The organism is Actinoplanes solisilvae (assembly GCF_003999975.1).
Lineage (GTDB): Bacteria > Actinomycetota > Actinomycetes > Mycobacteriales > Micromonosporaceae > Actinoplanes > Actinoplanes solisilvae.
Window position 1 is genome coordinate 240,791 of the sequence record NZ_RJAC01000011.1, and the last position, 25,767, is coordinate 266,557.

Sequence of the window (25,767 nt, forward strand, 5' to 3'; positions counted from 1 at the left end):
TGTCTTACACCAAAGTGCCCGTCGCATCATTGTTCGCTCAGAGGCGGAGGTGGCGTTCCACGCGCAGGAGGTACTCGCGTCGGTCGAGCGGGTTGTTGTCCCAGCGGGGGCGGATCGGGTAGGGCCTCGAGACCGGGCGGTAGCTGTCGAACGAGGTCTCCAGGGCGCCCTCGCCGCGGGTCAGGCCGGGCACGGCCAGCTCGACCTCGCGCAGGCGGGAGGCGGGAAGGCGGCCCTCGACGACGAAGGCCGGGCCCTCGACCGAGGGGGACTCGACGTAGCGGCCCAGCACACCGAGCACGGCGCCGAGCGTGTCGGCCGGGCCGTCGAGACGAAACCGCAGGACCGGCTCGCAGACGACCGTGCCCGCCCGGGTCAGCGCTTGCATCAGCACGAGCGGCAACAGCTTGCGGAAATCGCCGGCGCCGGTCTCGGGGGAGACGTAACCAGCGCGCGTCACCCGCACCCGAAGGTCGCTCACCTGCCAGCCGTAAAGACCCTGAGACGCCGTACGCCGAATTGTCTCGGCCAGGGCGGCGCGGAAGAACTCCTCCGTCTTGAAGAGGTGGATCGGCACCTGATCGATCGGCAGTTCGAGGTCGACGGTGAGACCCGCGCCGTGGGACGGCTCGACGACAAGTTCCAGGGTGGCCAGGAAAGGGTTGCCGTTCTCGCCGAGGAGTTCCAGCGCGGTTCCGGTGCCGGTGGGGCGCTCGATGTGAATGGTGGTCGTCTCGCGGAAGCCGACCTCGACCCCGTAGTCCTCGGCGAGGGTGGTCTCGAGGACCTCCTTCTGCACCTCGCCGTAGAGGGTGACGGCGAGCTCATCGTCGTGCCGCAGGCCGATGAGCGGGTCCTGCTCGGCCAGTTCGGTGAGGGCCGCGTGCAGCCGGCGCGCCTGGCCGGGATCACGCGGGACGACTACCGTCTCGAGGGTCGGCGGGGCGAACAGACCGTCCGTGGCCTGGGATCGGACGGTGCCGATCGGGTCGCCGACCTGGATCTCGCGCAGTCCGTGGACCTTCGCGATCTCACCGGCTGCGACCTCCGGTCGTCGACGGCTGTCAGTTCCCTCGATTGTCGTGACAACGCCGACGAGAGAGGGGCCGAAGGGCACGTGATCGCGGACGTGCAGCGTGCCGCTCAGCATCCGCACGTAGGCCACCCTTGAACCGGCCCGATCGCGTTCGACCTTGAACACGAGCCCGCCGAGCGGCCCCGCGGGATCGCCGGAGGCGGCCGGAAGCAGGCCGGCCACGCCGTCGAGCAGCGCGTCGACGCCCGCTCCGGTCGCCGCCGAGCCGAAGAAGACGGGATGCACCCCACCGCCGCGGACGCCTTCGCGCAGGGTCGCGCGCGTGGTCTCGTACGGGATGCTCGTCTCGTCTCTGACCCACTGCTCGAGCAGGATCGGATCGCCCGAGAGGTCGACGATCCGCGCGGTGAACGAGGCGTCGCTGATCGGGTGGACCGACGCTGTTCGCGTCCCCAAGCCGTCGACCCGGCTCATCGGCACGATGTCGGGTGTCAGCCTCGCGGTGATCTCGGCCAGCAGGTCGTCGAAGCGTGCCCCCGACCGGTCGACCTTGTTCACGAAGATCAGCGTGGGCACACGCAGTCGCCGCAGGGTGCGCATCAGCACCCGGGTCTGTGCCTGCACGCCCTCCACGGCCGAGAGGACCAGAACGGCGCCGTCGAGTACGCGGAGGGCCCGCTCGACCTCGGCGATGAAGTCCGGATGGCCGGGGGTGTCGATCAGGTTCACGACACGGTCGGCCACCGGGAACGACGCGACCGCGGTCTTGATGGTGATGCCGCGCCGCCGCTCGAGATCGAGCGAATCGGTGCGGGTGGTGCCGGCGTCCACACTGCCGACGGCGTCGATGACGCCCCCGGCGTAGAGGAGGCGCTCGGTCAGGCTGGTCTTACCGGCGTCGACATGGGCGACGATCCCGAGATTGAGAAAGGGCACGCGGATCCTTCGAGGAGACGGCTTCCATCGGGCGGGGGCGGAAACCGTTTCGCATGGGGACCTCCTCGAATCACGCGGAAACGCACCGTATCGCGGCCCCGCGCGGACCGCCGCTCATTTACGCGACCGGCGCCGGCTGCTTGTACGCCTCGTCCGCCGATCGGGGGATCAGCGCCGCCAGCCCCACCATCACCACCGCGACCAGCACCAACCCGATGAAGATGCGGTGGACGGCCGTGGTCAGCAGCCCGGGGTCGACCTGGTCGCCGCCGATGATGGCGTTGGCGATCGCGCCGAACACGGCCGCCCCGAGCGCGCTGCCCAGCGACCGCAGGAAGATGTTGTTCGCCGTGACCACGCCCCGCTCCGACCAGCCCACGCTCGACTGGGCCGCGATCAGCGTCGGCGCCGCGGTCAGCCCCATGCCCAGCCCGATGACCAGGCAGTAGGCGCCGACCGCCCACACCGACGACCCCTCGCCGAGCAGCAGCAACAGCGCCGAGCCGCCCAGCGCCAGCGAGGTGCCGATGAGCGCGCACATCCGGAACCCGACCCGCAGGTAGACCTTGCCCGCCTGCGACGCCGAGATCGGCCATCCGAGCGTGAGCGCCGCCAGCGCGAACCCGGCGACCAGGGGCCCGTACCCGAGAACCTCCTGCATATAGACCGGCACGTACGAACTGAGGCCGAGCAGGATCGCGCCGACCCCCACGGCGAGCGCGCCGCTGCTGACCAGCAGTCGCCGCTGGAACACCCACAACGGGAGGACGGGGGCGGGGACCCTTCGCTCGACGAACGGGAAGACGATCAGCAGGGTGAGACCGCCGCCGAGCACGAGCAGGCTGGTCGCCGACGTCCACGCCCAGGCCTGCCCGCCCTCGAGCACGCCCAGGATCACGAGCGTCAGACCGACGGTCAGCAGCGCCGCGCCGCGGTAGTCGATGACCGGGTGGCCACGGTCGGCCCGCTCGTGGAACTTCGTGAAGATCATGGCGCCGGCCAGCAGGCACAGCGGGATGTTGACCAGGAAGATCCAGCGCCAGTCGACGTACTCGCTGAACACCCCGCCGAGCGTGGGCCCGACCACCGACGAGATGCCCCAGACACTCGCCACGTAGCCCTGCACCTTGGCCCGCTCGCGCACCGAGTAGATGTCGCCGATGATCGTGATGGTGGTCGGCGCGATCGCCCCGGCGCCCAGGCCCTGCACGACCCGGAAGATGATCAGCGGCACGATGCTCCAGGCGATCCCGCACAGGATCGAGCCGAGCAGGAACAGCCCGATGCCCCACAGGATCACCGGCTTGCGGCCGAAGAGGTCGTTGAGCTTGCCGTAGATCGGCACCGAGACCGCCTGCGCGAGCAGGTAGACCGAGAAGAGCCAGGGGAACTCGGTGAAGCCGCCGATGTCCTGGACGATCGAGGGGACCGCGGTCGCGATGATCGTGGAGTCGATCGCGATCAGGGCGGTGGACAGCATCACGGCGGCCAGGACGGGCCCGCGCTCGGACCGCAGTCCGACATTGTTCTCCTGCACCGTCATGACCTACCCTCCCGGCCCGGACCCAGGCGCGGCGGGGCGGGTGAGAAGAGTTCGAGATCACCCCGTTGCGGGGAATGATCTGCCGAACCGGCTCGGTCCGCAACACGGCCGTCCTAGCCTGGCAGCCGTGGCGTGTGTGGTGGTGGCCGAGGACAACCTTGATCATCAGCGGGTGATCGCGGAGGTGGTCCGCCGGCTGGGACACGAGGTCGTGGTGGCCGGCGACGGGCGGGAGGCGCTCGAGCGGGTCATCGACCGCCGTCCCGACCTGCTCATCGCCGACATCGACATGCCCCACCTCGACGGGCTGGAGCTGTGCCGGGCGGTGCGGGCCGACCCGCGCCTGGCCGTCACCCCGGTCGTGCTGATCACCGCCTACCTGCTGCCCGGCGACCCGCGGCTGGCCGCGACGGGCGCGATCGCCGTGATCGGCAAGCCGTTCGGCGTGCCCGAGCTGACCGAGGCGCTGCGAACGCACCTCGACGCGGTCCCGCCCCGGCCGGCCCGGACGGCGACGGCGCCCAGCGACCCGGCCTTCCTGGAAGCGCTGCTCGACTGCCTCGACGCCGGGGTCGCCGCCTGTGACCGGGACGGGCGGGTGGTGCTGGTGAACCGGGCAATGCGCGAGTTCACCACCGACGGGGTGGCCGACGTGCCCGAAACTGACGCCACGCATCGCTTCGCCGTCCTGCACGACGACGGCACACCGCTGCGGACACACGAGCTGGCCCTCTCCCGCGCGCTCGCCGGCGAGGAGGTGCGGCAGGCGGAGCTGCTGGCCCACGACGACGACGGACGTCCCCGGTGGTTCGCGGTGAACGCCACCCCGGTGCGCGACCCGGACGGCAAGGTGACCGGCGCGGTCGCCGCCATGCACGACGTGACCACGCAGCACCGCACCCGGCAGTACCAGGACTGCGAGAACCAGGTGCTCAAGGTCCTGGCCGACTTCCCGCACGCCATCGACGCCGCCGACCGCATCCTGGCCGCCATCGGCAACACGATGCACTGGCCGTACCTGCGGTTGTGGCTGGTCGACGACGTGACGAACCTGCTGCGTCCCGCGGGCATCTACACCGCGCGGGGCGAGCGGCCGCTGCCGGTGCCGGTCAGCTTCGCCCCCGGCGTCGGCCTGGCCGGGCGGTGCTGGGAACAGGCCGAGATGATCTGGGTGCCCGACGTGCACGGCGCCGATTCACCGGTGCTGCCCAGCATGATCGTCGGCAGCGACTTCCGGGCGGCCGGCGCCGTGCCCGTGCAGGGCGGCGAACGCGTAACCGGCGTGCTCACCTTCTTCATATACGACCGTCAGGAGCCCGACCCCGCCCTGGGTGTGCTGCTGACCGGCCTGGCCGCGCTGATCGGCACCTTCCTCGAACAGCGCCGCGCCGAGGTCCTCGCGTTGCACCTGGCCGCGGCCACCGACGAGTACATCGCGCTGGTCGGCCACGAACTGCGCACCCCGCTCACGTCGATCGGCGCCTACGTCGACCTGATCGCCGAATCGTCGGACGACATCTCGGTCGGGGAGGTGCGTGAACTGCTGGAGGTGGTGCAGCGCAACAACGTGCGCCTGCGCGACCTGGTCGAGAAGCTGCTCGACCTGGCCGCTCTGGAATCCGGGCACGCCCGCCTCACGGTGGCCCCCGTCGACCTGGCCGAGGTCGTGACCGCCGCCCTCGAAAGCCATGCCTCGACCGCGGCCGCCCGCAACATCACGGTGGACGCCGTCCTGCCCGCCAGCCTGGTCGTGCCGGGCGACGCCGACCGTCTGCGTCAGGTCGCGGACGCGCTGCTCGGCAACGCGGTGAAGTTCAGCCGGCCCGACTCGCGCGTGACGGTCTCCCTCTCGGACGAGCACGGCGAGGCCGCGGTCCTGACCGTCGCCGACCAGGGTTTGGGCGTGGCCGCCTCGGAGCAGGCCCGACTGTTCCGCCGCCTTTATCGCGGTGGGAACGCGCGCCACACCGGCATTCCCGGCGCCGGCCTGGGCCTGGCCCTGTGCCGGGTCGTGGTGGAACGGCACCGGGGCTCGATCACGCTGGCGTCGCAGGAACAGGCGGGCACGACCGTGACGGTCCGGCTGCCCCGGCACGATCAGTCGAAGTCGTAGACGGTCGTCCCGACGTCCCGCGCACACAGCGCGGCCACAACGAGCGGCTCGATAAGGTTCCAGCGGCCGCCGGCCAGGCCACACCCGATCCTGGGCAGGTGAACCGTCGCGCCGAGCCGCTGCGCATGGCCGCCGATCGTGGTGAGGCACTGCTCGACGGCGTCGTACCGGACGGGTGGCCCACCGCTTCCGGTGCGCATGCCGTGCTGGGCCACCATGTTGGCCACCCAGACGTCGGGACGCACCTGCACGAGCTGGGTCGCGCCCAGCCCGAAGTCGTTGCCGGACCGGCCGCGATGCCACTGCCGATAGGCGCGCTCCGGCTCGGGCCAGCGCCGTGACACCGCCAGCACGAAACCCTTGCCCCAGCCGCCCAGGTCGTTGCACACATGCGCCACTATTTTCGGCCCCTTGGCCTGGGGACTGGTCGCATCACCCCGGATGATCCTCAACGGCACCACGCGGAGATGCTCGCATCGTGCCGCCGCGGCGTCGAGCGACTTCCGCTCCGGCCGGGGCGATGAGTGCAAAGGCGACGCTTGGGCGCGGGCAGGGTCCGTCCACGGGGCGGCGCACCAGGTCTGAACACCGGCCATCAGTCAGACCCGGATACTGTCGGAACACCCGACGTGCCCGGCCCCGGTGTGCCGGCCTGAGGAGGTAACGCTGTGCGGATCGAGCTGGCCACCGGTGACATCACAACCGAACAGGTCGACGCCATTGTCAACGCCGCGAATTCGTCGCTGCTCGGCGGCGGAGGCGTCGACGGGGCAATCCACCGCAAGGGCGGCCCCGCGATCCTCGAGGAGTGCCGCGCCCTCCGCGCCGCCCACTACGGGCGGGGCCTGCCGGTCGGACAGGCGGTGGCGACGACCGCGGGACGCCTCCCCGCCCGCTGGGTGATCCACACCGTCGGCCCGGTGTTCAGCGCCGCCGAGGACCGCGCCCCGCTGCTGCGAAGCTGCTACACGACATCGCTGGCCGTCGCCGCCCGACTCGGCGCGAAATCGGTCGCCTACCCGCTGATCTCCTCGGGCATTTACCGCTGGCCCAAGGACGATGCCGTCGCCCAGGCAGTGACCGCCCTGCAAGCCGAACCGACCACGGTGGAACTGGTCCGGCTCGTACTCTTCGACGAGCAGACGCGCGAGATCGCGGAACGTGTGCTCGCGGGCAGAGTGGACAGCTGACGGCGCCAGCGGTGGGTGATAGAGGTTGCGCCGCGGTAATCGCAGCGGATCGATGGCCGCCGGCGGAATGAAGTCCGGAAGGCGATCGGACCCCACGCGGACGGTCCAACCGGAGGTCGGATCGTGGAGTAGCGGGTGGTGGTGCCGGCAGAGCAGCACGGTGTTGGCTTGTTTGCTGTGGCCGCCGCTGCGGCGTTCCCATTTCGGGATATAGCGTCATTGCTATGGTCTGGGGCGTAGGCGATGGTGATAGCTGGGCCGCTATGCGGGAGCTGCGTATGGCCGAGCCGGGGCGGTAGAGGCGTGCGAGGCGGTCGTCTGGCGTTCGATCTCGGGAGGGCTGTGCGTGGGCTTCGTGAGCGCCGGGGCTGGAGTCAGGCGCAGTTAGCGAGGGCGTCGGGGATGACGCAGGCCACGGTGTCACGGAGGGGTTTCGCGGCCGGCGGACCCGTGCCGACTCTTGTCGTGCTGGAGCGGCGGCTGTAGGCCCCAAGGCCAGTGCCTGGCCCGGGAGCCTTGTCGTTGACGTGGCCGAAGCGTCGGCGCTGTTGTACGATATAGCGTACAAGTGCTGGAGGGGTCATGAAGGTCATTACTGCATCTGATTTGCGCGCCAACCTCGCGAACGTGCTCGACGCGATCGAGGACGATGCTGAAGACCTCGTGGTCACTCGCAGTGGGCACGAGCCGATGGTCGTCATGCTCAAGAGCGACTATGACGCGTGGCGTGAAACCGAATACTTGTCTCGTGGGGCCAATGGCCGCGAGCTGCGCCGACGAATGGCGCAGATGGAAGCCGGTGAACGTGTCGAGCATGAGGTGGTCGATCTTGACGACGAGGCCACCGCGTGAAGCTCACGTGGCACCCGGACGCGTGGGACGAATACGTCACCTGGCAGGTAAGTGATCGGAAGGTCCTTAAGCGGATCAATGCTCTCATCAAAGATATTCAGCGCGGCGATGATCGTGGGATCGGGAAGCCCGAGCTACTTAAAGGCGATCTTTCCGGCTGGGCATCGCGGCGCATCAATGAAGAGCATCGGCTGGTGTACCGCGTTGTAGAGGCCCACGGCCAAGTGGAGATTCTGTCCTGCCGTTACCACTACGGCGAGCGGTAGCGGTGGCCGGACCTTCACCTTTGCAGCGTAAGGATAGTCCAGCGCGCGACCGGTCCTTCGATCACCGGTTCGGGATCCGTTGTCCAGTAGGGGATGGATCTGATAGCCGCACCCTTCGGCGACGTCGGCCTACCGGTGGTCGACCCCGACGACATCGCCGCCGTAGCCGCCGTAGCCTCCAGGGCGGCCACGACGGTCACACTTGACGAAGGTCAGGCAGCATTACACCGCGAGAGCCAGCCCGGCGGTCTCGAACCACTCGTAGTTGTTCACGCCGACCATCAGAACATGGATTACGAGCTGACCTGGTCAGAGTCGTGCGCGAAGGCATCCAGTCGACGAACACGGACAGCGACTGTCGCGTCAGGTGGCAGGTGATGACAGCGGCCACGAGGGTGTGTGGGGCGGGGAGGACGGGGTCGGCCGTCAGTTCGGTGTCAGTTCGGTGTCACGCACGGGCTGGACGATTTCGGTTTCCCATGTTGCCGGGTCGGGACGTTCTCCGGGATCGGTCAGGTACGTCTCCCATGGCGCTCCCGCCGCGGACATGTGGTGGTCACGCATCCACTTCTCGATCTCCTGGTAAGACTCGGACAGGCTGTCGTACGGTCCTCGATGGATGGCAACTACCGCCGGCCCCGCGGGAATGGTGAGTGCCTCGATCCCGTCGCTGGGTGCCGTTGACGGGGGTTCGGCGACCGTTATGCCGCCCTCGATGACGAGCGACCCCATTCCTACCTCGGGATAGCGGGCGAACGGCGGCCCGGTGATGGCTAGGCCGTGCTGCTGGGCGTAGCCGAAAACCGTGGGAAGGCACTCGGCGAGCGTAGCCGCGATCTCGTCGCGGGTAATCCGGCGACGTATCACGAGGGCGTGGAAGGCGGCCACGTCACGAACCGAGATTTGCAGCGGCACAGCGGGTTTCCTTTCGGTGAGGCGGAGGTGGTACAGGCTGATACAGGGTGCCGTCGAGCTCACCGCCGAAGCGTGCACTGCGGCGATACGCCGACCGGCGACGTGCAACCCGCGGGCGCGGTAGCGCAGCGGGCTCTGCTCGAGGTGGCGGGTGAACGCCCGGGTGAAGACTTCGTGGCCGGCGAATCCGTGGTCGGAGGCGATCGCCGACACTCGACGGCCGTTGGACACCAGTTCGGCCGCGGCACGGGCCAGCCGGACCCGCGTGGTGTACGCCTTCGGGGTTTCGCCCACCAACCGCCGGAACCGGCGGTGCAGATCGAACCGGGACCGGTGCGCCCACGCCGCCAGCATCGGCAGCGAGACGTCGCCACCCAGCCGCGAGTTGACGGCGGCGAGGAGTTGAAGCAACTCTCTGGTTTCCGACGACACGATGGGACGGTACCCCTCAGCCGGCACCACCACTTGACGATTCTTGCGCGGTTACCGAGCCGTACTGTTGGTGGATGTCCTGTGCATTTATCTCGGCACGAGCGGGCGTTGCCCGTTCGGCTCTGACCCCTGATGTCGCAGGCGGCGTGCGCGCGGCCGATCGTGCGAACCCGGCCCGGGGCTGACCTTCGGTATCAAAGGAGGCCTCAGTCGAGGTGAGAGGCCGCCAGGGCCAGCCAGAGCTGCACCCGATCAGCCGTCCTTCCCAGCGATCGCCCGGTGAGCCGTTCGATCTGTTCGACCCGATAGCGAACCGTGTTTCGGTGCACGATCAGCCGTTCGGCGACCGCCGCCACCGACCCGTCCGCGTCCAGATAGGCCCGCAAGGTGGCCAGCAACGATCCCGAATGCGCCGCGTCGAACTCCCGCAGCGGCCGCAACACGTCCCGCGCCAGATCGCGCAGCGGCACGTCCTCACTGGCCAGCAGCAGCCCCGACAGGCTCATCTGCGCCCGCTCGTTGATGCCCGGCCCGCGGGTCATCGCCTCGTGCGCCTCGTAATAGCTCCACCGCAGCCCGTTCATGCCCGCATACCAGCCGCCGATGCCGACCCGCACGTCGTTCCCGTGCCGCCCGAGGTGGTTCCGCAGCCGGCGCGCCGCCGCGCCCGCGTGCTGCCCCGGCTCGAGCACCGCGAGCAGGCAGTCGTCCAGCACCGCGGTCGTAGCCCCGTCCAGCGGTGGGCTCGACACCAGCCGCCGCTGCCCGTCGGTCGCGTCCACCGTGGCCACCAGCAGCGCGTGCTCGTCGGACGCCTTGATCCCGAACGGGGCCAGCCGCCGCGAGGCCTCCGGCGCCCCGATCGTCCCGCGCACGAGGTCCTCGAGCACCTGCCCGGCCAGCCTTCGCTTCCCGGCCAGCTCGGCCTGCCGCCGGGCCAGTTCCAGACCTACCAGAGAGACCGCGTACGGAACCAGGTCCGCCGATCGCCGCGGTCGGCGGCAGCACAGGTACGCCACCACGGTGTCCTGCACACTCACCGGCACGGCGGCCGGCCCGTCCCCGGCCAGAATCTGCTCGACCGGCCACGACGCTCCCGCCGGCGACGTCGCCAGCACCCGCCCTGACAGGTCGAGCACCATGGCCGGCGCCCCCACGATGTGATGCAGCGACTCGATCAGCGCTCCCAACCCGCGGCCCGACAGCAGAGCCCGGGCCAGGGTGTCGTGCTCGTCCAGCAGCTCGGCGAACCGCCCGTACTGCTCTTCGAGCACCCGGTCGGCCACGAACCGGTCGACCGCGATGAACGGTGTCGAGTACGGGATCTCCAGCACCGGCAGCCGCCGTTCACGGGCCTCGTCGAGTGTCGCCGCCGGAACTGTCGCGTGCGTCAGCCCGATCCCGAACCCGAGCCCGGCCACCCGCTTCTCGACGACCCGAGCCACGAACCGGCGCTGCGACGAGGCCGTGGTCTGCCCGAGCCCGGTCGTCAGCACCAGCTCGCCGCCGCTGAGGAACGGCCGCGGGTCGGCCAGTTCGGTGACCGCGCACCACCGCACCGCCTGGTTCACCGCACCCGCCCCGGCCAGGCGCAGCCCCAGACCCGGATCCGCCAGCACGTCGCTCAGACGCAGCGTCATGGCAGGACTGTACGACCGCACAACGCATTCGCGTAAGGACTGTGCCGCCGTCCATTTACCGCTGTCTGTTCTCGCCTCTACGGTCCCTTCATGAAGACTCCCGCGATCGCGCTGTCCGGGCTCCGCAAGACGTTCGGCGCGGTCGAGGCGGTCGCCGGGATCGACCTCGAGATCGCCGACGGCGAGTTCTTCTCCATGCTCGGCCCGTCGGGCTCCGGCAAGACCACGGTGCTGCGCCTGATCGCCGGCTTCGAACTGCCGACCGCGGGCACGGTCGCGTTGAGCGGCCGCGACGTCACGCGGCTGGCCCCGTTCGAGCGCGACGTCAACACCGTCTTCCAGGACTACGCCCTGTTCCCGCACCTGTCCGTCATCGAGAACGTCGAGTACGGGTTGAAGGTGCGCAGGGTCGGACGGCGTGAGCGCCGGCAGCGCGGCGAGGAGGCGCTGGAGACCGTACGGCTGAAGGGTTTCGGATCTCGGAAGCCGAGTGCGATGTCGGGCGGCCAACGGCAGCGGGTGGCGCTCGCGCGGGCGCTCGTCAACCGGCCCCGCGTGTTGCTGCTCGACGAGCCCTTGGGCGCTCTCGATCTCAAGTTGCGCGAGCAGATGCAGGTCGAGCTCAAGCAGATCCAGCGTGACGTCGGGATCACCTTCGTCTTCGTCACCCACGATCAGGACGAGGCACTGACGATGAGTGACCGGGTGGCGGTCTTCGACGCCGGTCGGATCGCGCAGGTGGGTACGCCCGAACAGGTCTACGAACGGCCGGCGACCCCGTTCGTGGCCGGCTTCGTCGGAACGTCCAACCTGCTCACCGGCGACGCCGCCCAGACCCTGACCGGCCGCCGAGGAGCCTTCTCCGTACGCCCGGAGAAGATCACGATCGGCGACGAGGGCGCGCCCGGAACCGTGGCCGAGGTCATCTACGCGGGACCGGTGACCAGGTTCGTCGTCGACCTCGACGCGGGCGCGCGCATGGTCGTGGTGGAACAGAACCGCCGCACCGGCACGGCGGCGCTCGGTGAGATGCGGGGGAGGAGAGTCCGGCTGACCTGGCACCAGGAGCACGTCATCGAGATTGGAGCGGACCGTGCGGCATAAAGCTCAAGTAGATACAGCTCTGACAGCGGTTCTCGTGGCGGGCGTGCTCGCGCTCGCCGGATGCGGTGGCGACGACGGCGGTGGCAGCGGTGACGGCCCCGGCGGCATGAGCGTCCCGAAGATCGACAAGCTGGTGGCGATCGGCGCCGGCGAGGGCACGGTCAACGTGATCGCCTGGGCCGGCTACGTCGAGGACGGCTCGACCGACCCGAAGGTCGACTGGGTGACCGGTTTCGAGAAGGAGACCGGCTGCCAGGTCAACACCAAGGTCGCGGGCACGTCCGACGAGATGGTCGCGCTCATGAAGACCGGCGAGTACGACGTCGTGTCCGCCTCGGGCGACGCCTCGCTGCGCCTGATCTACGGCGGCGACGTCGCCCCGGTCAACACCGACCTGATCGCCAACTACAAGGACGTCTTCGAGGGTCTCAAGAACAAGCAGTGGAACTCGGTCGACGGCGCGGCCTACGGCGTACCCCACGGCCGCGGCGCCAACCTGCTGATGTACCGCACCGACACCGTCAAACCCGCCCCGACCTCATGGTCCGCGGTGTTCGATCCCGCCTCTCCTTACCAGGGCAAGATCACCGCGTACGACTCCCCGATCTACATCGCCGACGCGGCGCTCTATCTCATGAAGACCAAGCCCGACCTCGGCATCAAGAACCCGTACGCGCTCGACGACGCCCAGTTCAAAGCCGCCACCGACCTGCTGACCGAGCAGAACAAGCTCATCGGCGAGTACTGGTCCGACTACACCAAGGAGGTCCAGGCCTTCAAGAGCGGCGATTCCGTGCTCGGCACCACCTGGCAGGTCATCGCCAATCTGGCCAAGGCCGACAAGGCGCCGGTCGAGGCGGTGCTGCCCAGTGAGGGCGCGACCGGCTGGTCCGACACCTGGATGGTCTCGGCGAAGGCCAAGCACCCCAACTGCGGCTACCTCTGGATGAACCACATCATCTCGCCGAAGGCCAACGCCGGCGTCGCCGAGTGGTTCGGCGAGGCGCCGGCGAACAAGCTCTCCTGCGCGCAGACCGCCGACAGGAACCACTGCGCCACGTTCCACGCCGAGGACGAGGCCTACTTCGACCAGATCTGGTACTGGACCACGCCTCTCGCGCAGTGCGTCGACGGGCGTACGGACGTCACCTGCAAGGACTACGCGGCCTGGACCCAGGCCTGGACGACGATCAAGGGATAGCGTGGCCTTCCTTCATCGGCATCCGCGGCTGCGTCTGGCCGCGCTGCTCTCGGCGCCCATGCTGTGGCTCGGGCTGGCCTATCTGGGCGCGCTGGCCGTGCTGCTCGTGTCGGCGTTCTGGACGGTCAACGGCTTCACCGGCGAGGTGGTCCGGGAGTTCACGCTGGCCAACTTCCGGACCATCGTCACCGAGGAGGTCTACCGCAACGTCACCCTGCGCAGCCTCGGGGTGGCGGTGGCGGTCACGGTCATCTGCGTCGTGCTCGCCCTGCCCATGGCGTTCTACATGGCCAAGGTCGCCCGGCCGCGCGCCCGGCACTGGCTGGTGATCGCGATCCTCACCCCGCTCTGGGCGTCCTACCTGGTCAAGGCGTACGCCTGGCGGGTGCTGCTGGCCAACGACGGCCCGATCGACTCGTTGTTCGGCGGGCCCGGCTACGGCCTGTTCGCGACGATCATCGTGCTGTCGTACCTGTGGCTGCCCTACATGATCCTGCCGATCTACGCCGGCCTCGAACGCCTGCCCGACTCGCTGCTCGAGGCCTCGGCCGATCTAGGAGCAAGAGCCGGCCGTACGTTCCGCGGGGTCGTACTGCCCATACTGGTGCCCTCGATCTTCGCGGGCTCGATCTTCACGTTCTCGCTGTCGCTGGGCGACTACATCACCGTGCAGATCGTCGGCGGCAAGACCCAACTGCTCGGCAACCTCGTCTACGCCAACGTGGGCGCGGCTAACAACCTCCCGTTCGCCGCCGCGATCGCCACCATCCCCGTGATCATCATGGTCGTCTACCTCGCCGCGGTCCGCCGCTCGGGCGCCCTGGAGGAGCTGTGACGCTCAGTGCGTGGTCGCGATGGTCGTTGCGTGTCGTGATGGCGCTCGGCCTGCTGTTCATCTACGTCCCGCTCCTGCTCGTGCTGGTCAACTCGTTCAATGGCGACCGTACGTTCGGCTGGCCGCCCCACGACTTCACGACCCGCTGGTGGACGGCCGCCTGGAACAACGGGGGAGCGCGCGACGCCCTCTGGACCTCGGTGAAGGCCGGACTCGGCGCGACCGCGATCGCCCTGGTGCTCGGCACCATGGTCGCCTTCGCCGTACAACGCTTCAAATTCTTCGGCCGCGACACGGTGTCGCTGCTCATCGTTCTGCCGATCGCGCTGCCCGGCATCGTCACCGGCATCGCCCTGGACAGCGCCTGGCGCTCGGTGATCGCCCCGCTCGGCCTCGGCAAGGGCCTGTTCTCGGTCATCGTCGGCCACGCGACGTTCTGCGTGGTCACCGTCTACAACAACGTCCTTGCTCGCCTGCGTCGCAGCGGCGTCTCGCTCGAGGAGGCCTCGGCCGACCTGGGTGCGTCACCCGGGCAGACGTTCCGCTACATCACGTTCCCGACGCTGCGCTCCGCCCTGCTCGCCGGCGGCCTGCTGGCCTTCGCCCTGTCCTTCGACGAAATCATTGTCACCACCTTCACCGCGGGGCCCGGCATCCAGACCCTGCCCATCTGGATCTTCAATAACCTGTTCCGCCCCAACCAGGCCCCGGTCGTCAACGTGGTCGCGGCCGTCCTGATCGTCCTGTCGGTGCTGCCCGTCTGGCTGGCCCAGCGCCTGGCCGGTCCCGAGGCAGGTGCCAGCCGCACCTGACCTGCCGTCCACCAGCCCCGCCACGCGCCGGCCGCGCCGGCAACAACAGCTCCACCTGCGCGACGGCCCCGTCCATCTACGGCGACCTGTCCTCGATCCGCGCCTGGGTGAACACCCAGGTCGGCGGCCTCCCCGCCTGACCGAATCGACCCGCCTGACCGGCCGGCCCGGCTGACCCGACCCGCCTGACCGGCCCGACCGACCGGCTTAACCGACCCGCCTGATTGAACCGAGTCGCGGCCCGGCGCACCTCCCGCGCCGGGCCGCCCTCGGTACCGAAACGCGGGTTTGACTACCCCGCCAGATCGCACTGCTCCGATGCGTGCCGGGCCGTCGGCGGCGTCATCCGCAGGCTCTCGTTCTGGATCTGGCAGATCACGTCCGAGGCCATCTCCCGTCCCCAGCCGGGGCAGGCGTGATCCCGCAGGACCACCTCCGGATCGACCCGCAGGCGCTCGGCGATGGCGGTGATGCGGTCGCGCATCTCCTGCTCCACGGGCGGCCGGTCGATGACGAGGCCGTGCTGGTGAAGCGTCGCTACGAACTCGTCAACCAGACGAACGAGGGTTGTACCCGGCACGATGTCTCCCTGGATCTGTCGCTGATGACGACAGTGTGAGCGTTCATGATCTAGAGGTGCGACGGCGCGACCGCCAAGATCGGTGATATCCGTCGTGCGGGGTCGACCGTCCGTCTAACCCGTCACCACCCGAATGGTCACGGCGCCCAGGAAGAAGTTGCCGGGCCCGGACGCCGGCCGGCAACGCCTCGCCGCGAGCCGCGGCCCGCCGGCAGTGCCGGGCGGAACCTGACCGTGCCGAGCCGGTCAGGCCAGCGGCTGGCCGGCCGACTGCGTCTCGGTCGGCTGAGGCGCGGCATGGTGGGTGAGAACGGCGCCCGTCAGGAAGACACCCCCGACGGCCAGCGCCCCCAGCACCCCCAGCGAGACCTGCTGCTCAAGATCACCTTGCCGGTCGTAGTCGGATTCCGTCACGACCGTCGTCCGCCCGTTCTCGACCATCACGTACTGCCCGTCGCGGATCTCGGCGTCCCCCGTCATTCCGGCGAAGGCCACGACCACCGCCAGCCAGAACGCGAAGAACAGCACCCCGGCCAGCATGCTCGCCCAGTGCGGCACGTGCGGCGGCACCCACGAGGTCAGGCTCCACCGGGTGCGGGGCCGCGTGGTCCGGTAGTACCACCGGTTGCCGATCACCCCGGCGATCACGCCCGGCATCGTCAGCCCGGCCGCGACGCCCACCGCCACCGAGGCCGGTACGAGGCGCACACCGCCCACCAGCCCGCCGATGAGCACGGCCGACCACATCAGGCCGGCGGAGCACATGGCGCTGAACACGACCAGCCACCGCTGCGGAATCACGTTCCGGACGTTATCCGGCAAATCCCGCCCGCGTGGTCGTTTCATCGAGAGCCGCTACGCACCACCTCGTACCGCAGCGACAGCGTCCCGTCCGCCTCGGTGTGCGACGACAGCATCCGCAGCCGGGTCGGCATCTCCCCGTCGGCCAGCGCCGGCCCGTCGAACACTCCCGGCGCCCCGGCCCCGCCCACCGCCGCGGGCAGCACGATCAGGTGAATCTCGTCCACCAGTCCCGCGCGCAGCAGCGCACCGTTGAGTCCGCCCCCGCCGGTCGACACCACACAGGTCACCCCGAGCCGCGACCGCATCCGCCGCAGCGCCGCCCCCAGGTCGACCCGCTGAGTTCCCGCCACCAGATAGCTGATCCGCTCGCGCCGCAGGAAGGCCAGGTAGGCCGCCGGCGTGGCCCGCGACACCAGCACGAGCAGTTGCTGCCCGTCGTTCTCCTTCATCGTCCACCGGACCCGCCCCCGCCCGTCCACCACCGTGAACCAGGAGGCAGCCTCCCCGACGACGAAATCCTCATAGAAGTCTTCGGACGGCGAGACCGGCGGCAACCCGGTCAGCGGCCCCGCCGTTCCCGGCACCAGCGACCCGCTGCCCTCCAACGTGGCGCTCGGCGCGAAGAGCCTGTCCAGCAACACCTTCCGCGCCTGCTCGACCGCCTGAGCACTGGGCGGCCGCAACGACTCCCAGACCTTGCCGTCCTCGGTGGTCATCAGCGGCCGATCCCGCCGCAACGCCACCCGCCCATCGACCGAACTAGCCACCGACACCACAACCCGAGGCCTCTCCATGCCCCCTTGGTAGCAGCGCCCTGCGACATTTCCCGCCGGATCGAGCGGTGCCGGCGACCCTCCCGCCGGATCGAGCAGTGCCTATGACCCGCCCGCCGGCCGACGGCGAGGCACATGTCGGCGGTAGGCGCTGACCGTCGGGTCACCGGCGATCCAGAAGCGCCAGGCGATGTCGAAGGCCGACGTCACTCCCACCCGTGGCCCCGCGGTGATCAACGACTGGTCGGCGGCGTCGCCGGAGACCAGCAGCGGCCCCGTGCCGTCGATGACCGAAGACCCATTGGCCGTACGATCCAGGGCCAGCACCTGCATGAGTTTGGCCGGCCCGGCCGCCAGGTCGGTGTCCTTACGCGCGGCGGGCCGGCGCTCTCGCGCGGACGGGAGTCCTTCGATCACCTCGCCGGCCCGCAGCAGCACAGCGGCAGCGCGCCCCTCCTCGCCGCAGACGATGTTCGCGCACAGATACATTCCGTAGATCTGGTACACGTACAGGTGCCCGGCGGGCCCGAACATGACCGCGTTGCGGCTGGTCATCCCTCGGTGCGCATGACTGGCCGGGTCTTCGCCGAGCCCGCTGTAGGCCTCCACCTCGGTCAGCCGCACGGTGACGCCGCCGGCGGTCAGGTGCCGCCCGAGCAGCAGCCGGGCCGCCTCGTCCACCCTGCTCGCGGGCAGGTCAAGCCACGTCTGGTCCACCTGATCAGCCAAGCACACCGCGCCGCCGGGAACCCCGGGCGCCCGGCCTGGACGACCCGGCCGACCGCTTTCGAGGATCGAGGCCCGCACCGGGCTGGGTGCTCGGTGACCGCCGACATGATCAGATGGCTGCCCATCGGCCGGTCATCGACGAATCCTCATTGGACGTCGAACCGGAACACCCAAACCTTACGTTTAGCTATCACCCACTTACTGGATGATGCATCGATGATTTACGCTGTCCGCGCAGCAGTGCTGGGTGAGATTCCCGCCTAGGGATTCTCGCTGTCTCGGACAAGGCAGTCCGATTGTCTCGTTCGAAACAACGACGGGGAGTTCGATGAGCGAAACCGGTTCGACCGTTCCGCGCCGCCAGGTCGGCCGGCTGCTGCGCCAGTTGCGCGAGCAGGCGGGGATCTCACTGATGGGGGCGGCCGAGGAGCTCGAGTTCTCCCGCGCGCGGATGTACCGCATCGAGAAGGGCGAGGTCCCGGTCCGTAAGCACGACGTGATCGCGATGTGCAACGTCTACCGCGCGCCCGAACGGATCACCGAGGTGCTGATCGGCCTGGCCCACGAGTCGAAGGCCAAGGGCTGGTGGCACGCGTACGGGGATGTCGTACCCGGCTGGTTCGAGCTCTACGTCGGGATGGAACAGGCCGCGAGCCGTCTGCGCTCGTACGCGCCGACGGTCATCCCGGGCCTGCTCCAGCGCGAGGAGTACGCCGAGTGGATTTTTCGCAAGTGGATCGGCAAGGACGACGCGGCCGTCAGCAACGCGGTCGCGATGCGCCTCGAAAGGCAATCACTGCTTTCCCGTACGAGGCCCGCGGCCCCGCTGCTCGAGGTGTTCATCGACGAGGGGGTCCTGCGCCGCTCGATCCCCGACCGTTTCGGCATGCAGCGCCAGCTCGCCCACCTGATGAACGTGTCCACCCGGCCCGGTGTCAGCGTCCGCGTCGTCCCGTTCACGGCCGGCCCGCACAAGGCCGCGAGTTCCGGCCAGTTCACCATCCTCGAGTTCCCGGCCGTCGGCACCGCCTCCCCGGAACCGACAACGATCTATTGCGAGAACCTCACCGGCGCGCTCTACCTCGATAAGCTCCACGAGGTCGAGACCTATGAATCGATCTGGGACGAGCTCGCGTCGGTCGCGCTGAGCCGGACCCAGTCCGACGAGCTCATCGGGGCGATCCTCAAGGAGAGCGATGGCTGACCTGACCGGTGCCGTCTGGCACAAGAGCACCCGCAGCGGTGGCAACGGCGGCGACTGCGTCGAGGTCGCCCTCAACCTGCCCGACGTCGTCGCGGTGCGCGACACCAAGAACCGCGACGGCTCGACCCTGACCTTCACCCACGCCGAGTGGGCCGCGTTCCTCGCCGGCGTACGCGACGGCGAGTTCGACCTTTAGATCTGGGTGTGCCGAACTTTAAGACCTGATTAGCCACGCGGATCAGGTCACCCGCGGGACGCATAGTGGGGCCGCGCCGTTCCCCCGACTCCCGAGGTGACCTGTTCCGTGTCGATGTCCGCCGTCGCCCGATTCCGCTACACCCTGGTCGCCGGCGCCACCGCCGTGGTGATCGGAGGCGGCTTCGTGGTCGCCGGCCTCACCCAGGATCCCGGGGTCCCGGTGAACACGGCCGCCGAACAGGCCCTCACGCAGGCCCCGGTCGAACCGCCCGCACCCGCGCCGGAGCCGACCTCGGCCGCCCCGAAGACGGTCAAGCCCAAGCCGGCCACCAAGGCGCCGACGTCCAAGCCGCCGACGAAGAAGCCCAAGCCCACGGCGACCGCCACCAAGAAGCGGGCCGCCGCCGTGACCAGCGGACCGGTCGTCGAGCAGGTGCTCGCACACATCAACGCCGCCCGCGTGGACGAGGGCCTCGAACCGCTCAGCCTGGACACGAATCTTTCGCGCGCGGCCGCCGTACACAATCAGCTCATGATCGACGGTTGTGGGCTGTCGCATCAGTGCAAGGGCGAGGACGGTCTCGGCGAACGCTTCAGCGCCCAGAACGTGAAATGGTCGTCGGCCGGCGAGAACATCGGCTTCGGATCCAGCGGCGGCAGCAACGCCGCGATGGTCAAGGCCGCGAACGGTCTCACCGACAACATGCTGGCCGAGGTCCCGCCGAACGACGGCCACCGCAAGAACCTGCTCAACAAGGGCTTCGAACGCATCGGCCTGAGCATCGTGCGCGACAACGAGGGCATCACCTGGATGACCCAGGACTTCGTGAACTAGCAAGTACAGCGTGAACTAGCAAGTACAGCGTGAACTAGGAGATCCAGTCGTGCCCGGGGTGGACCAGCCGTAACGCTGCGTCCAGCCACTCCCGCTCACCCGCCGTGAGCACCGGCGCCACCGCTGCGAAATCCTGCTCATCCTTGGCCCGCTGATGCTTGGCCTTGAACAGCAACACCACGTCGGGGCTCAGATAGGGGATCCCCTCGGGGCTTCTCAAGACAATTTCCCCGTACGGTCGTCGCAGGCTCGCATCACGTCGGGAGATCCACACGTCCCCGTCGTGCGGCTCCCGGAACACGTCGAACACGAACGCGTCGGCCGTCGTGTCGTACGCCCAGGTCTGATACTGCTCGGCGAGCGCCTCCGGGGTGGCCGGCCCGACCTTTCCGTCGCGCGCCACGTAGAACGCGAGTTCCGGGAAGCGCCCGGCAATCGGGGCGAACCGGTCGCGCGGCACGGCGATCTCCAGGTCTTCATGCTCGCGCAGGCCGCCACCCAGATGCAGGTCGAGCGCCCAGCCGCCGGCCACGTACCAGGGCACGTCGATCCCGGTCAGCCGCTCGGCCATCTGCCGGGGATGCCAAGGCCGCCACGCTTCGATGTCCGGTGTCACACCGGCAGCCTAGAGTTTGATCGTGGCCAAGATTCTCAAGACCCTGCTGCGCCGGATCGCGGAGCGCATGTCGCCGCGCCAGGCAGCGCCGACCCCACCACCGGCGCCGGCGCCCCGCCCCCGCGCCGGCACCCGCCCACCCGGCCGGCCCGGGGCCCCGGCCCGCCATGTGCCGACCCACGAGCGCGGCCGCCACATCGAGTACGCGCCGAATCTCGACGGCGACGCCGACCCGGGCGAGATCGTGTGGACGTGGGTGCCGTTCGAGGACGACCCCGCCCAGGGCAAGGATCGCCCCGTCCTGGTGGTCGGGCGGTCCGGGCGTACGGTGCTGGGTCTGATGCTCTCCTCGAAGGACCGCCGTGACGGCGAGCACAACTGGTTCGCCCTCGGCGCCGGCGGGTGGGACCACGACTCCCGGCCGAGCTGGATCCGCCTCGACCGCGTGCTCGAGGTCCACCAGGACGCCGTCCGCCGCGAGGGCGCCGTGCTCGACCGCGCCCGCTTCGACGAGGTTGCCGCTCGGCTACGCCAGGAGTACGGCTGGCGCTGACGCCGACCGTTAGTGGACAACAAGGCGCGCGGGCCGGATAGCGTTGAGGACATGGATAAGGACGTAATGGTCGGTTTCGGCGGCAAGCAAGCATGGCTCGCCGTGCGTGCCGACGGCTCGGACGTCGATCCTGAGCGTGTGATCACCGCCCTCGGCCTGCGCGACCTCGGCACGGTCCCGTGGCGCGACGGCATCGACCTGGCCCACCTCACCGACGACCGGCTCGCCGTCACCCCGCCCCTGCCCGGCGCCCGCGACCACCTCTGGGTCCTCGCCACCGGCCGCTGGCTGCTGCGCCCCGGCACCTCGGTCGACGTGACCGAGCTGTCCGGGGTGCTCGGCACCGAGGTGCAGTTCTTCGCCACCCACCGGGTCACCGAACTGCACCGCTGGACACGCGCCGCCTCAGGTGAGCTGATCCGCGCCTTTGGGTACGTGGGACAGACCGGCGAGGTCACCTCGTGGCACGGCGACCCCGACCCGGCCGAACGCGACGCCGGCCTGCCCGGCGTGCTCGACGAGGAGACGACGGTCCTGGTGGGTGAAAAGGACGTGCTCGCCGTGGCGAACTCCTGGAGCATCGACCCGACCACCCTGACCGGGCGCCCGGCGCCGGGACCGCTGCGGCTCGGCGCAGCCGACTGAGAGGCTGACATGCGCAAGTTCGTGATCATGGGAGTGCAGGGCAGCGGCAAAGGCACCCAGAGCGAACTGCTCTGCGACGACCTCGGCCTGGTGCACATCTCCGTCGGCGACATCTTCCGGTGGAACGTCAAGAAACACACCAAGCTGGGCGCCCAGGTACGCCGCACCATGGCCGCCGGCGAACTGGTCAGCGACGACCTGGTCGAGGCCGTCGTGCGCGAACGCCTCGACCGCCACGACTGGAACTACGGCTTCGTGATCGACGGCTTCCCGCGCAACGGCCGCCAGGCCGAGTTCTTCATGGAGAGCTTCGACATCGACGGCGTCATCCACCTCGAGCTACCCGAAGACGAGGTACGCCGCCGCGTGCTCAGCCGTCGCCTCTGCCCGAACTGCGGCATGGACTACAACCTCATCGCCGACCGCCCCCGCGTCGACGGCCGCTGCGACATCTGCGGCAGCGAACTGATCACCCGCGCCGACGACACGCCCGAGGCGCTCGAGGCCCGGCTGCGCGACTACCACGAGAAAACCCGCCCGGTGCTCGAACTCTTCGGCCGCAAAGAGGTCGTGCACGACATCGACGCCCGCCCGTCAGCCGGCGAGGTGCAGCAGGCAATCCGCGAGGCGCTCGGACTCCCGGCCTACAAAGCGGCCGACTGACCCCGTTTACGCAACTCCGCCTCCACCGCTTCGCAGACCGCCTCGACCACGGCCAGCCGGGCGTAGTGCTTGTCGTTGCCCCGGATCACATGCCAGGGGGCCCACGCCGGGTCGCACCGCTCGAGCATCTCCTCGACCGCGGCCTCGTACGCGGGCCTCTTCTCGCGGTTCCGCCAGTCCTCGTCGGTGAGCTTCCACTGCCGCAGAGGGTCACCCGCCCGGTCCTCGAAGCGCCGGAGCTGCTCGTCCGCCGAGACGTGCATCCAGAACTTGACCATGATCATGCCCTCGTGCACGAGCGTCCGTTCGAACTCCACGATCTCGGTGTACGCCCGCGACCACTGCTCCTTGGTCGCGAACCCCTCGACCCGTTCGACTAGGACACGCCCGTACCAGGAACGGTCGAAGACCGCCATGCCACCCCAGCCCGGCAGCTTGGGCCAGAACCGCCACAGGAAATGGTGCCGCTTCTCGTCGTAGGTCGGGGCGGCGAACTGCGACACCCGCACGTGCCGCGGGTCGAGCGGAGCCACCAGCCGCTTGATCGCGCCACCCTTGCCCGACGCGTCCCAGCCCTCGAAGACGCAGCACAGCGGCGGGCCGATCTTCTGCTCGGCGATCTGAGCGCCCAGGATCAGCCGCAACCGCAACAGCCGCTGCTGGGCCTCCTCGAGCCGGGCCACAGCCTTCTTCTTCGAGATCTCGATCGGCGGATCACCGCTGCCCAGACGACTCATGCGTACAGCATGGGCTTTGGACCGGTGTTCCGCACCGCCTCTGTGCGCGCCGCCCAGCCCGGTGCGCGACAATTCCCTGGTGACTCTCGTAGACGACCTGACATGGCGTGGACTGATCCAGGACTCGACCGACCCGGCCGCGCTGGCCGAGGCGCTGACCGGCGGGCCGATCACGTTCTATGTGGGCTTCGACCCCACCGCCGCGTCACTGCACGTCGGCAACCTCATGCAGGTCGTCACCGCCCGCCGGCTCCAGCTCGCCGGGCACCGTCCGCTGCTGCTCGTCGGCGGTGCCACCGGCCAGATCGGCGACCCGAAAGAATCCAGCGAGCGCAGCCTCAACTCGCCCGAGGTCGTCCGCAGCTGGGTCGAACGCATCCGCACCCAGCTCGCCCCGTTCATGACCTACGAGGGCGCCAACGCCGCCGAACTGGTCAACAACCTCGACTGGACCGGCCCGACCTCGGTCATCGAGTTCCTGCGCGACGTCGGCAAGCACTTCCCGGTCAACAAGATGCTCGCCCGCGACGTCGTGCGCAACCGGCTCGAGAGCGGCATCAGTTTCACCGAGTTCAGCTACCAGCTCCTGCAGGCCAACGACTTCTACCAGCTCAACCAGCGGCACGGCTGCGTGCTGCAGTTCGGCGGCTCCGACCAGTGGGGCAACATCACCGCCGGTGTCGACTTCGTGCGCCGCCGCGGCGCCGGCCCCGTTCACGCCTTCACGACACCGCTGGTCCTCAAGGCCGACGGCACCAAGTTCGGCAAGAGCGAGGGCGGCGCGACCTGGCTCGACCCCGAAATGACCACGCCGTACGCGTTCTACCAGTTCTGGATCAACTCGGACGACCGCGACGTCAACAACTACCTGCGCTACTTCAGCTTCAAGACCCGCGAAGAACTCGAAGAGCTCGAAAAGGCCACCGCCGACCGCCCCCAGGCCCGCCTGGCCCAGCGAGCCCTGGCCGAAGAGATCACCGCCCTGGTCCACGGCCCCGAAGAAGCCCAGCAGGCGATCATGGCAAGCCAGGCCCTGTTCGGCCGGGGTTCCCTCGACTCCCTCTCACCCGAGACGCTGCGGGCCGCTCTCGGCGAGGCAGGCCTTCTCTCCGTACGCGGTGAGATGCCGACGTTCAGCACCCTGCTGAAAGAATCGGGCCTGGTCGCGAGCGCGAACGAGGCCAGGCGCACGATCACCGAGGGCGGCGCCTACGTCAACAACGAGCGCATCACCGACGGCGACGTCGTGCCAACGCTCGACTCCCTCCTGCACGGCCAGTTCCTCGTACTACGCCGCGGCAAGCGCACCTTCGCCGGCGTCGAATACTCGGCCTAGCCGCACGAGCGCCGACGGCCTCTGTCGTCGGCGCTCACGCCGCAGGTACGCGCCCGCCCCCGGTGTCGCCCGGCCGCTCAACCGGGCACAGTCCTCGCCGACCTGCGTGACTTCGACCGGGTGACGGTGACGAAGTTGTCGTTCTGGCCGGCGCCTCGCCGGGCGTGGTCACCGCAGACCGGCCGCCCCAGGAAACCCCGCCTCCGCCGACCGGCCGTCCCATTCGCCGAGGAAAAGACCGTATCGGGCACACGGGGCGCAGTAGTTCAGACTGGCTGCCTCACCGGGTCTGTCTTCCGCACACCGCCGGTCTCGCTGAGTGCGGTTGCTGCAGTCCGCCCGTCCTGACGATGGGTGCAGTTGCTGCGGAACGCCCGTCTTGCCGGGTGCCACGACTGCTGACTGGCCGTCTCGCTAAGAGCAGCGACTGCTGACAGGTTCCTCCAGCCGGGTGCAGTTCTTGCAGACCGCCCGTCTTGGTGGGTGCAGGTGTCTACAGACGGGCTCTCTTGGCGGGTGCAGCGCGGGGTGACCGGTCGTCGTACCAGCGCAGTCGCCGCGAACCGGCCGCCTACTCAGCGCAGTCACCGCCAACGTGCCCCTCACCCAGCGCGGTTTGGGCGCTGAGCGCGACTCAGGTGAGCGCCGCCGGTTACGCCGAGTACCCAGTTCAGGTCCACGCCGCCAACACCCGCCCGTTATCCACAGAAGCCTTCTGTCCACAGCCCACCCCCCGAAGATCGCCCCGCCCCACCACAATGACCAGCGGGGGCTTCCCCCTGGGAGGGCGGGCTCTGGGGTGAGCCAAGCTGTCGATCGGCCCTCTGTGACGTGGTTCGCAGGGGGCCGATTTGGTGTCCAGGACAGCTCCCTGTAATGTTTACCGAGCCGCCAGGGAGACGGGCGAGCGAGCGGGACTCGAAAGAGGCCCGGCGCGGCCGTCCTGGAGGACCTCAGAAAAATCTTCAGCAATAGCTGGTGTAGATTTCTGTGGGCTCGAGCAATTCGGTTTCGACATTTCCGGCAAGTAAAGCGGATTTGACGGGACGGGAAAGCCCGAGTAAAGTTGAGCGAGTGCCCCGGAGCAGTAAGCCGGGAGCGGTTGTTCTTTGAGAACTCAACAGGGTGCTTGATAAGCCAGTGCCAATTAGTAATACCCCGGCCGGCTTGCCTCGTTTTGCGGGGTCAAGTTTGGTGGGAGATTCCTTTGGCAACATTT

Annotated in this window: 28 protein-coding genes and 1 pseudogene; 17 read left to right on the forward strand and 12 right to left on the reverse strand. The window is 69.1% G+C overall.

Annotated elements, in window-relative coordinates; all coding sequences use genetic code 11:
- Nucleotides 1-37 precede the first annotated feature (37 nt).
- On the reverse strand, nt 38-1,972 hold the full coding sequence (locus tag EER30_RS26440) for an elongation factor G (RefSeq protein ID WP_127503294.1): 1,935 nt from the start codon (nt 1,970-1,972) through the stop codon (nt 38-40).
- Nucleotides 1,973-2,090: 118 nt separating this feature from the next.
- The gene (locus EER30_RS26445) at nt 2,091-3,515 is read right to left on the reverse strand and encodes an MFS transporter (RefSeq protein ID WP_127503295.1); all 1,425 of its coding nucleotides are present in this window, start codon (nt 3,513-3,515) and stop codon (nt 2,091-2,093) included.
- A 127-nt stretch (nt 3,516-3,642) separates the two neighbouring features.
- On the opposite strand from EER30_RS26445, the gene EER30_RS26450 reads away from it, so the two are divergent.
- Complete coding sequence (locus tag EER30_RS26450) at nt 3,643-5,628, forward strand: ATP-binding protein (RefSeq protein ID WP_164842486.1); 1,986 nt, start codon at nt 3,643-3,645, stop codon at nt 5,626-5,628.
- Here EER30_RS26450 and EER30_RS26455 read toward each other — a convergent pair.
- On the reverse strand, nt 5,613-6,017 hold the full coding sequence (locus tag EER30_RS26455; RefSeq protein WP_240670308.1) for a macro domain-containing protein: 405 nt from the start codon (nt 6,015-6,017) through the stop codon (nt 5,613-5,615). The genes EER30_RS26450 and EER30_RS26455 overlap by 16 nt on opposite strands.
- A 279-nt stretch (nt 6,018-6,296) precedes the next feature.
- Between EER30_RS26455 and EER30_RS26460 the strand changes: the two genes are divergently transcribed.
- The 4 genes from EER30_RS26460 (at nt 6,297) to EER30_RS26475 (ending at nt 7,936) form a co-directional block, all read left to right on the forward strand.
- Nucleotides 6,297-6,818, forward strand: a complete 522-nt coding sequence (locus EER30_RS26460; RefSeq protein ID WP_127503298.1) for an O-acetyl-ADP-ribose deacetylase — start codon at nt 6,297-6,299, stop codon at nt 6,816-6,818.
- Nucleotides 6,819-7,061: 243 nt separating this feature from the next.
- Complete coding sequence (locus EER30_RS50010; RefSeq protein ID WP_432417566.1) at nt 7,062-7,304, forward strand: helix-turn-helix domain-containing protein; 243 nt, start codon at nt 7,062-7,064, stop codon at nt 7,302-7,304.
- Nucleotides 7,305-7,400: 96 nt separating this feature from the next.
- Nucleotides 7,401-7,670: a type II toxin-antitoxin system Phd/YefM family antitoxin gene (locus EER30_RS26470; protein WP_127503299.1), complete on the forward strand. Its 270-nt coding sequence runs from the start codon at nt 7,401-7,403 to the stop codon at nt 7,668-7,670.
- Nucleotides 7,667-7,936, forward strand: coding sequence for a Txe/YoeB family addiction module toxin (locus EER30_RS26475; RefSeq protein ID WP_127503300.1), 270 nt, complete (start codon nt 7,667-7,669; stop codon nt 7,934-7,936). The genes EER30_RS26470 and EER30_RS26475 overlap by 4 nt, the downstream gene beginning before the upstream one ends.
- A 426-nt stretch (nt 7,937-8,362) precedes the next feature.
- On the opposite strand, the gene EER30_RS26485 is transcribed toward EER30_RS26475, so the two are convergent.
- Together EER30_RS26485 and EER30_RS26490 are read right to left on the reverse strand one after the other, a co-directional pair.
- Entirely contained in the window at nt 8,363-9,283 is a 921-nt protein-coding gene (locus EER30_RS26485; protein ID WP_127503301.1) for a helix-turn-helix domain-containing protein, read from the reverse strand.
- A gap of 206 nt (nt 9,284-9,489) precedes the next feature.
- The gene (locus tag EER30_RS26490) at nt 9,490-10,923 is read right to left on the reverse strand and encodes a PucR family transcriptional regulator (protein WP_127503302.1); all 1,434 of its coding nucleotides are present in this window, start codon (nt 10,921-10,923) and stop codon (nt 9,490-9,492) included.
- A gap of 90 nt (nt 10,924-11,013) precedes the next feature.
- Here EER30_RS26490 and EER30_RS26495 point away from each other — a divergent pair, with 90 nt between their 5' ends.
- The 5 genes and pseudogenes from EER30_RS26495 to EER30_RS26515 all read left to right on the forward strand — a co-directional run.
- A complete protein-coding gene (locus tag EER30_RS26495; RefSeq protein ID WP_127503303.1) occupies nt 11,014-12,027 on the forward strand; it encodes an ABC transporter ATP-binding protein in 1,014 nt (337 codons plus the stop codon).
- Between the two features lie 34 nt (nt 12,028-12,061).
- The gene (locus EER30_RS26500; protein WP_240670309.1) at nt 12,062-13,228 is read left to right on the forward strand and encodes an ABC transporter substrate-binding protein; all 1,167 of its coding nucleotides are present in this window, start codon (nt 12,062-12,064) and stop codon (nt 13,226-13,228) included.
- Between the two features lies 1 nt (nt 13,229).
- Entirely contained in the window at nt 13,230-14,063 is an 834-nt protein-coding gene (locus EER30_RS26505; protein ID WP_240670310.1) for an ABC transporter permease, read from the forward strand.
- Entirely contained in the window at nt 14,060-14,875 is an 816-nt protein-coding gene (locus EER30_RS26510; protein WP_127503305.1) for an ABC transporter permease, read from the forward strand. Before EER30_RS26505 ends, EER30_RS26510 begins: the two co-directional genes overlap by 4 nt.
- Before the next feature lie 32 nt (nt 14,876-14,907).
- Nucleotides 14,908-15,015: pseudogene (locus EER30_RS26515) on the forward strand (peptidase S1); the annotation flags it as partial.
- A gap of 152 nt (nt 15,016-15,167) precedes the next feature.
- Here the strand turns inward: EER30_RS26515 and EER30_RS26520 are convergent.
- The 4 genes from EER30_RS26520 to EER30_RS26535 all read right to left on the reverse strand — a co-directional run bounded on the left by EER30_RS26520 (nt 15,168) and on the right by EER30_RS26535 (nt 17,749).
- Nucleotides 15,168-15,455 (reverse strand): hypothetical protein, encoded by a 288-nt coding sequence (locus EER30_RS26520; protein ID WP_127503306.1) that lies wholly within the window; start codon nt 15,453-15,455, stop codon nt 15,168-15,170.
- Between the two features lie 246 nt (nt 15,456-15,701).
- Nucleotides 15,702-16,256, reverse strand: a complete 555-nt coding sequence (locus EER30_RS26525; RefSeq protein WP_240670311.1) for a hypothetical protein — start codon at nt 16,254-16,256, stop codon at nt 15,702-15,704.
- Nucleotides 16,257-16,297: 41 nt separating this feature from the next.
- Entirely contained in the window at nt 16,298-17,053 is a 756-nt protein-coding gene (locus EER30_RS26530; protein WP_127503307.1) for a dihydrofolate reductase family protein, read from the reverse strand.
- Between the two features lie 81 nt (nt 17,054-17,134).
- Nucleotides 17,135-17,749 carry a DNA-3-methyladenine glycosylase gene (locus EER30_RS26535; RefSeq protein ID WP_127503308.1) on the reverse strand — a complete coding sequence of 205 codons (615 nt, stop codon included), beginning with the start codon at nt 17,747-17,749 and terminating at the stop codon, nt 17,135-17,137.
- A gap of 340 nt (nt 17,750-18,089) precedes the next feature.
- Between EER30_RS26535 and EER30_RS26540 the strand changes: the two genes are divergently transcribed.
- The 3 genes from EER30_RS26540 to EER30_RS26550 all read left to right on the forward strand — a co-directional run bounded on the left by EER30_RS26540 (nt 18,090) and on the right by EER30_RS26550 (nt 19,998).
- On the forward strand, nt 18,090-18,965 hold the full coding sequence (locus tag EER30_RS26540) for a helix-turn-helix domain-containing protein (RefSeq protein WP_127503309.1): 876 nt from the start codon (nt 18,090-18,092) through the stop codon (nt 18,963-18,965).
- Nucleotides 18,958-19,161 (forward strand): DUF397 domain-containing protein, encoded by a 204-nt coding sequence (locus EER30_RS26545; protein WP_127503310.1) that lies wholly within the window; start codon nt 18,958-18,960, stop codon nt 19,159-19,161. The genes EER30_RS26540 and EER30_RS26545 overlap by 8 nt, the downstream gene beginning before the upstream one ends.
- A gap of 114 nt (nt 19,162-19,275) precedes the next feature.
- A complete protein-coding gene (locus tag EER30_RS26550; RefSeq protein ID WP_240670316.1) occupies nt 19,276-19,998 on the forward strand; it encodes a CAP domain-containing protein in 723 nt (240 codons plus the stop codon).
- Nucleotides 19,999-20,032: 34 nt separating this feature from the next.
- On the opposite strand, the gene EER30_RS26555 is transcribed toward EER30_RS26550, so the two are convergent.
- A complete protein-coding gene (locus EER30_RS26555; protein ID WP_240670312.1) occupies nt 20,033-20,614 on the reverse strand; it encodes a nucleotidyltransferase domain-containing protein in 582 nt (193 codons plus the stop codon).
- Between the two features lie 67 nt (nt 20,615-20,681).
- Between EER30_RS26555 and EER30_RS26560 the strand changes: the two genes are divergently transcribed.
- From EER30_RS26560 to EER30_RS26570, 3 genes are read left to right on the forward strand one after another with little or no spacing between them, the layout of a single operon-like run.
- Nucleotides 20,682-21,167 (forward strand): type II toxin-antitoxin system PemK/MazF family toxin, encoded by a 486-nt coding sequence (locus EER30_RS26560; protein WP_127503340.1) that lies wholly within the window; start codon nt 20,682-20,684, stop codon nt 21,165-21,167.
- Between the two features lie 51 nt (nt 21,168-21,218).
- Nucleotides 21,219-21,812, forward strand: coding sequence for a hypothetical protein (locus EER30_RS26565; RefSeq protein ID WP_127503312.1), 594 nt, complete (start codon nt 21,219-21,221; stop codon nt 21,810-21,812).
- Nucleotides 21,813-21,821: 9 nt separating this feature from the next.
- Complete coding sequence (locus EER30_RS26570; protein WP_127503313.1) at nt 21,822-22,475, forward strand: adenylate kinase family protein; 654 nt, start codon at nt 21,822-21,824, stop codon at nt 22,473-22,475.
- Here the strand turns inward: EER30_RS26570 and EER30_RS26575 are convergent.
- Nucleotides 22,457-23,212 (reverse strand): polyphosphate kinase 2 family protein, encoded by a 756-nt coding sequence (locus tag EER30_RS26575; protein ID WP_127503314.1) that lies wholly within the window; start codon nt 23,210-23,212, stop codon nt 22,457-22,459. The two genes, EER30_RS26570 and EER30_RS26575, sit on opposite strands and share 19 nt — an antisense overlap.
- Here EER30_RS26575 and tyrS point away from each other — a divergent pair.
- Nucleotides 23,211-24,548, forward strand: coding sequence for a tyrosine--tRNA ligase (gene tyrS / locus EER30_RS26580; protein WP_127503315.1), 1,338 nt, complete (start codon nt 23,211-23,213; stop codon nt 24,546-24,548). The genes EER30_RS26575 and tyrS overlap by 2 nt on opposite strands.
- Before the next feature lie 965 nt (nt 24,549-25,513).
- On the opposite strand, the gene EER30_RS48040 is transcribed toward tyrS, so the two are convergent.
- Nucleotides 25,514-25,767: hypothetical protein (locus tag EER30_RS48040; protein ID WP_205650419.1), on the reverse strand; the 254-nt coding region annotated here is incomplete at its 5' end.

Coding starts and splice junctions, on each gene's coding strand:
- EER30_RS26530 (WP_127503307.1), bottom strand. CDS start 17,053: ATGGAGAGGCCTCGGGTTGTGGTGTCGGTGGCTAGTTCGGTCGATGGG.
- EER30_RS26470 (WP_127503299.1), top strand. CDS start 7,401: ATGAAGGTCATTACTGCATCTGATTTGCGCGCCAACCTCGCGAACGTG.
- EER30_RS26495 (WP_127503303.1), top strand. CDS start 11,014: ATGAAGACTCCCGCGATCGCGCTGTCCGGGCTCCGCAAGACGTTCGGC.
- EER30_RS26490 (WP_127503302.1), bottom strand. CDS start 10,923: ATGACGCTGCGTCTGAGCGACGTGCTGGCGGATCCGGGTCTGGGGCTG.
- EER30_RS26545 (WP_127503310.1), top strand. CDS start 18,958: ATGGCTGACCTGACCGGTGCCGTCTGGCACAAGAGCACCCGCAGCGGT.
- EER30_RS26560 (WP_127503340.1), top strand. CDS start 20,682: ATGTCGCCGCGCCAGGCAGCGCCGACCCCACCACCGGCGCCGGCGCCC.
- EER30_RS26565 (WP_127503312.1), top strand. CDS start 21,219: ATGGATAAGGACGTAATGGTCGGTTTCGGCGGCAAGCAAGCATGGCTC.
- EER30_RS26575 (WP_127503314.1), bottom strand. CDS start 23,212: ATGAGTCGTCTGGGCAGCGGTGATCCGCCGATCGAGATCTCGAAGAAG.
- EER30_RS26445 (WP_127503295.1), bottom strand. CDS start 3,515: ATGACGGTGCAGGAGAACAATGTCGGACTGCGGTCCGAGCGCGGGCCC.
- EER30_RS26540 (WP_127503309.1), top strand. CDS start 18,090: ATGAGCGAAACCGGTTCGACCGTTCCGCGCCGCCAGGTCGGCCGGCTG.
- EER30_RS26550 (WP_240670316.1), top strand. CDS start 19,276: ATGTCCGCCGTCGCCCGATTCCGCTACACCCTGGTCGCCGGCGCCACC.
- tyrS (WP_127503315.1), top strand. CDS start 23,211: ATGCGTACAGCATGGGCTTTGGACCGGTGTTCCGCACCGCCTCTGTGC.
- EER30_RS26570 (WP_127503313.1), top strand. CDS start 21,822: ATGCGCAAGTTCGTGATCATGGGAGTGCAGGGCAGCGGCAAAGGCACC.
- EER30_RS50010 (WP_432417566.1), top strand. CDS start 7,062: ATGGTGATAGCTGGGCCGCTATGCGGGAGCTGCGTATGGCCGAGCCGG.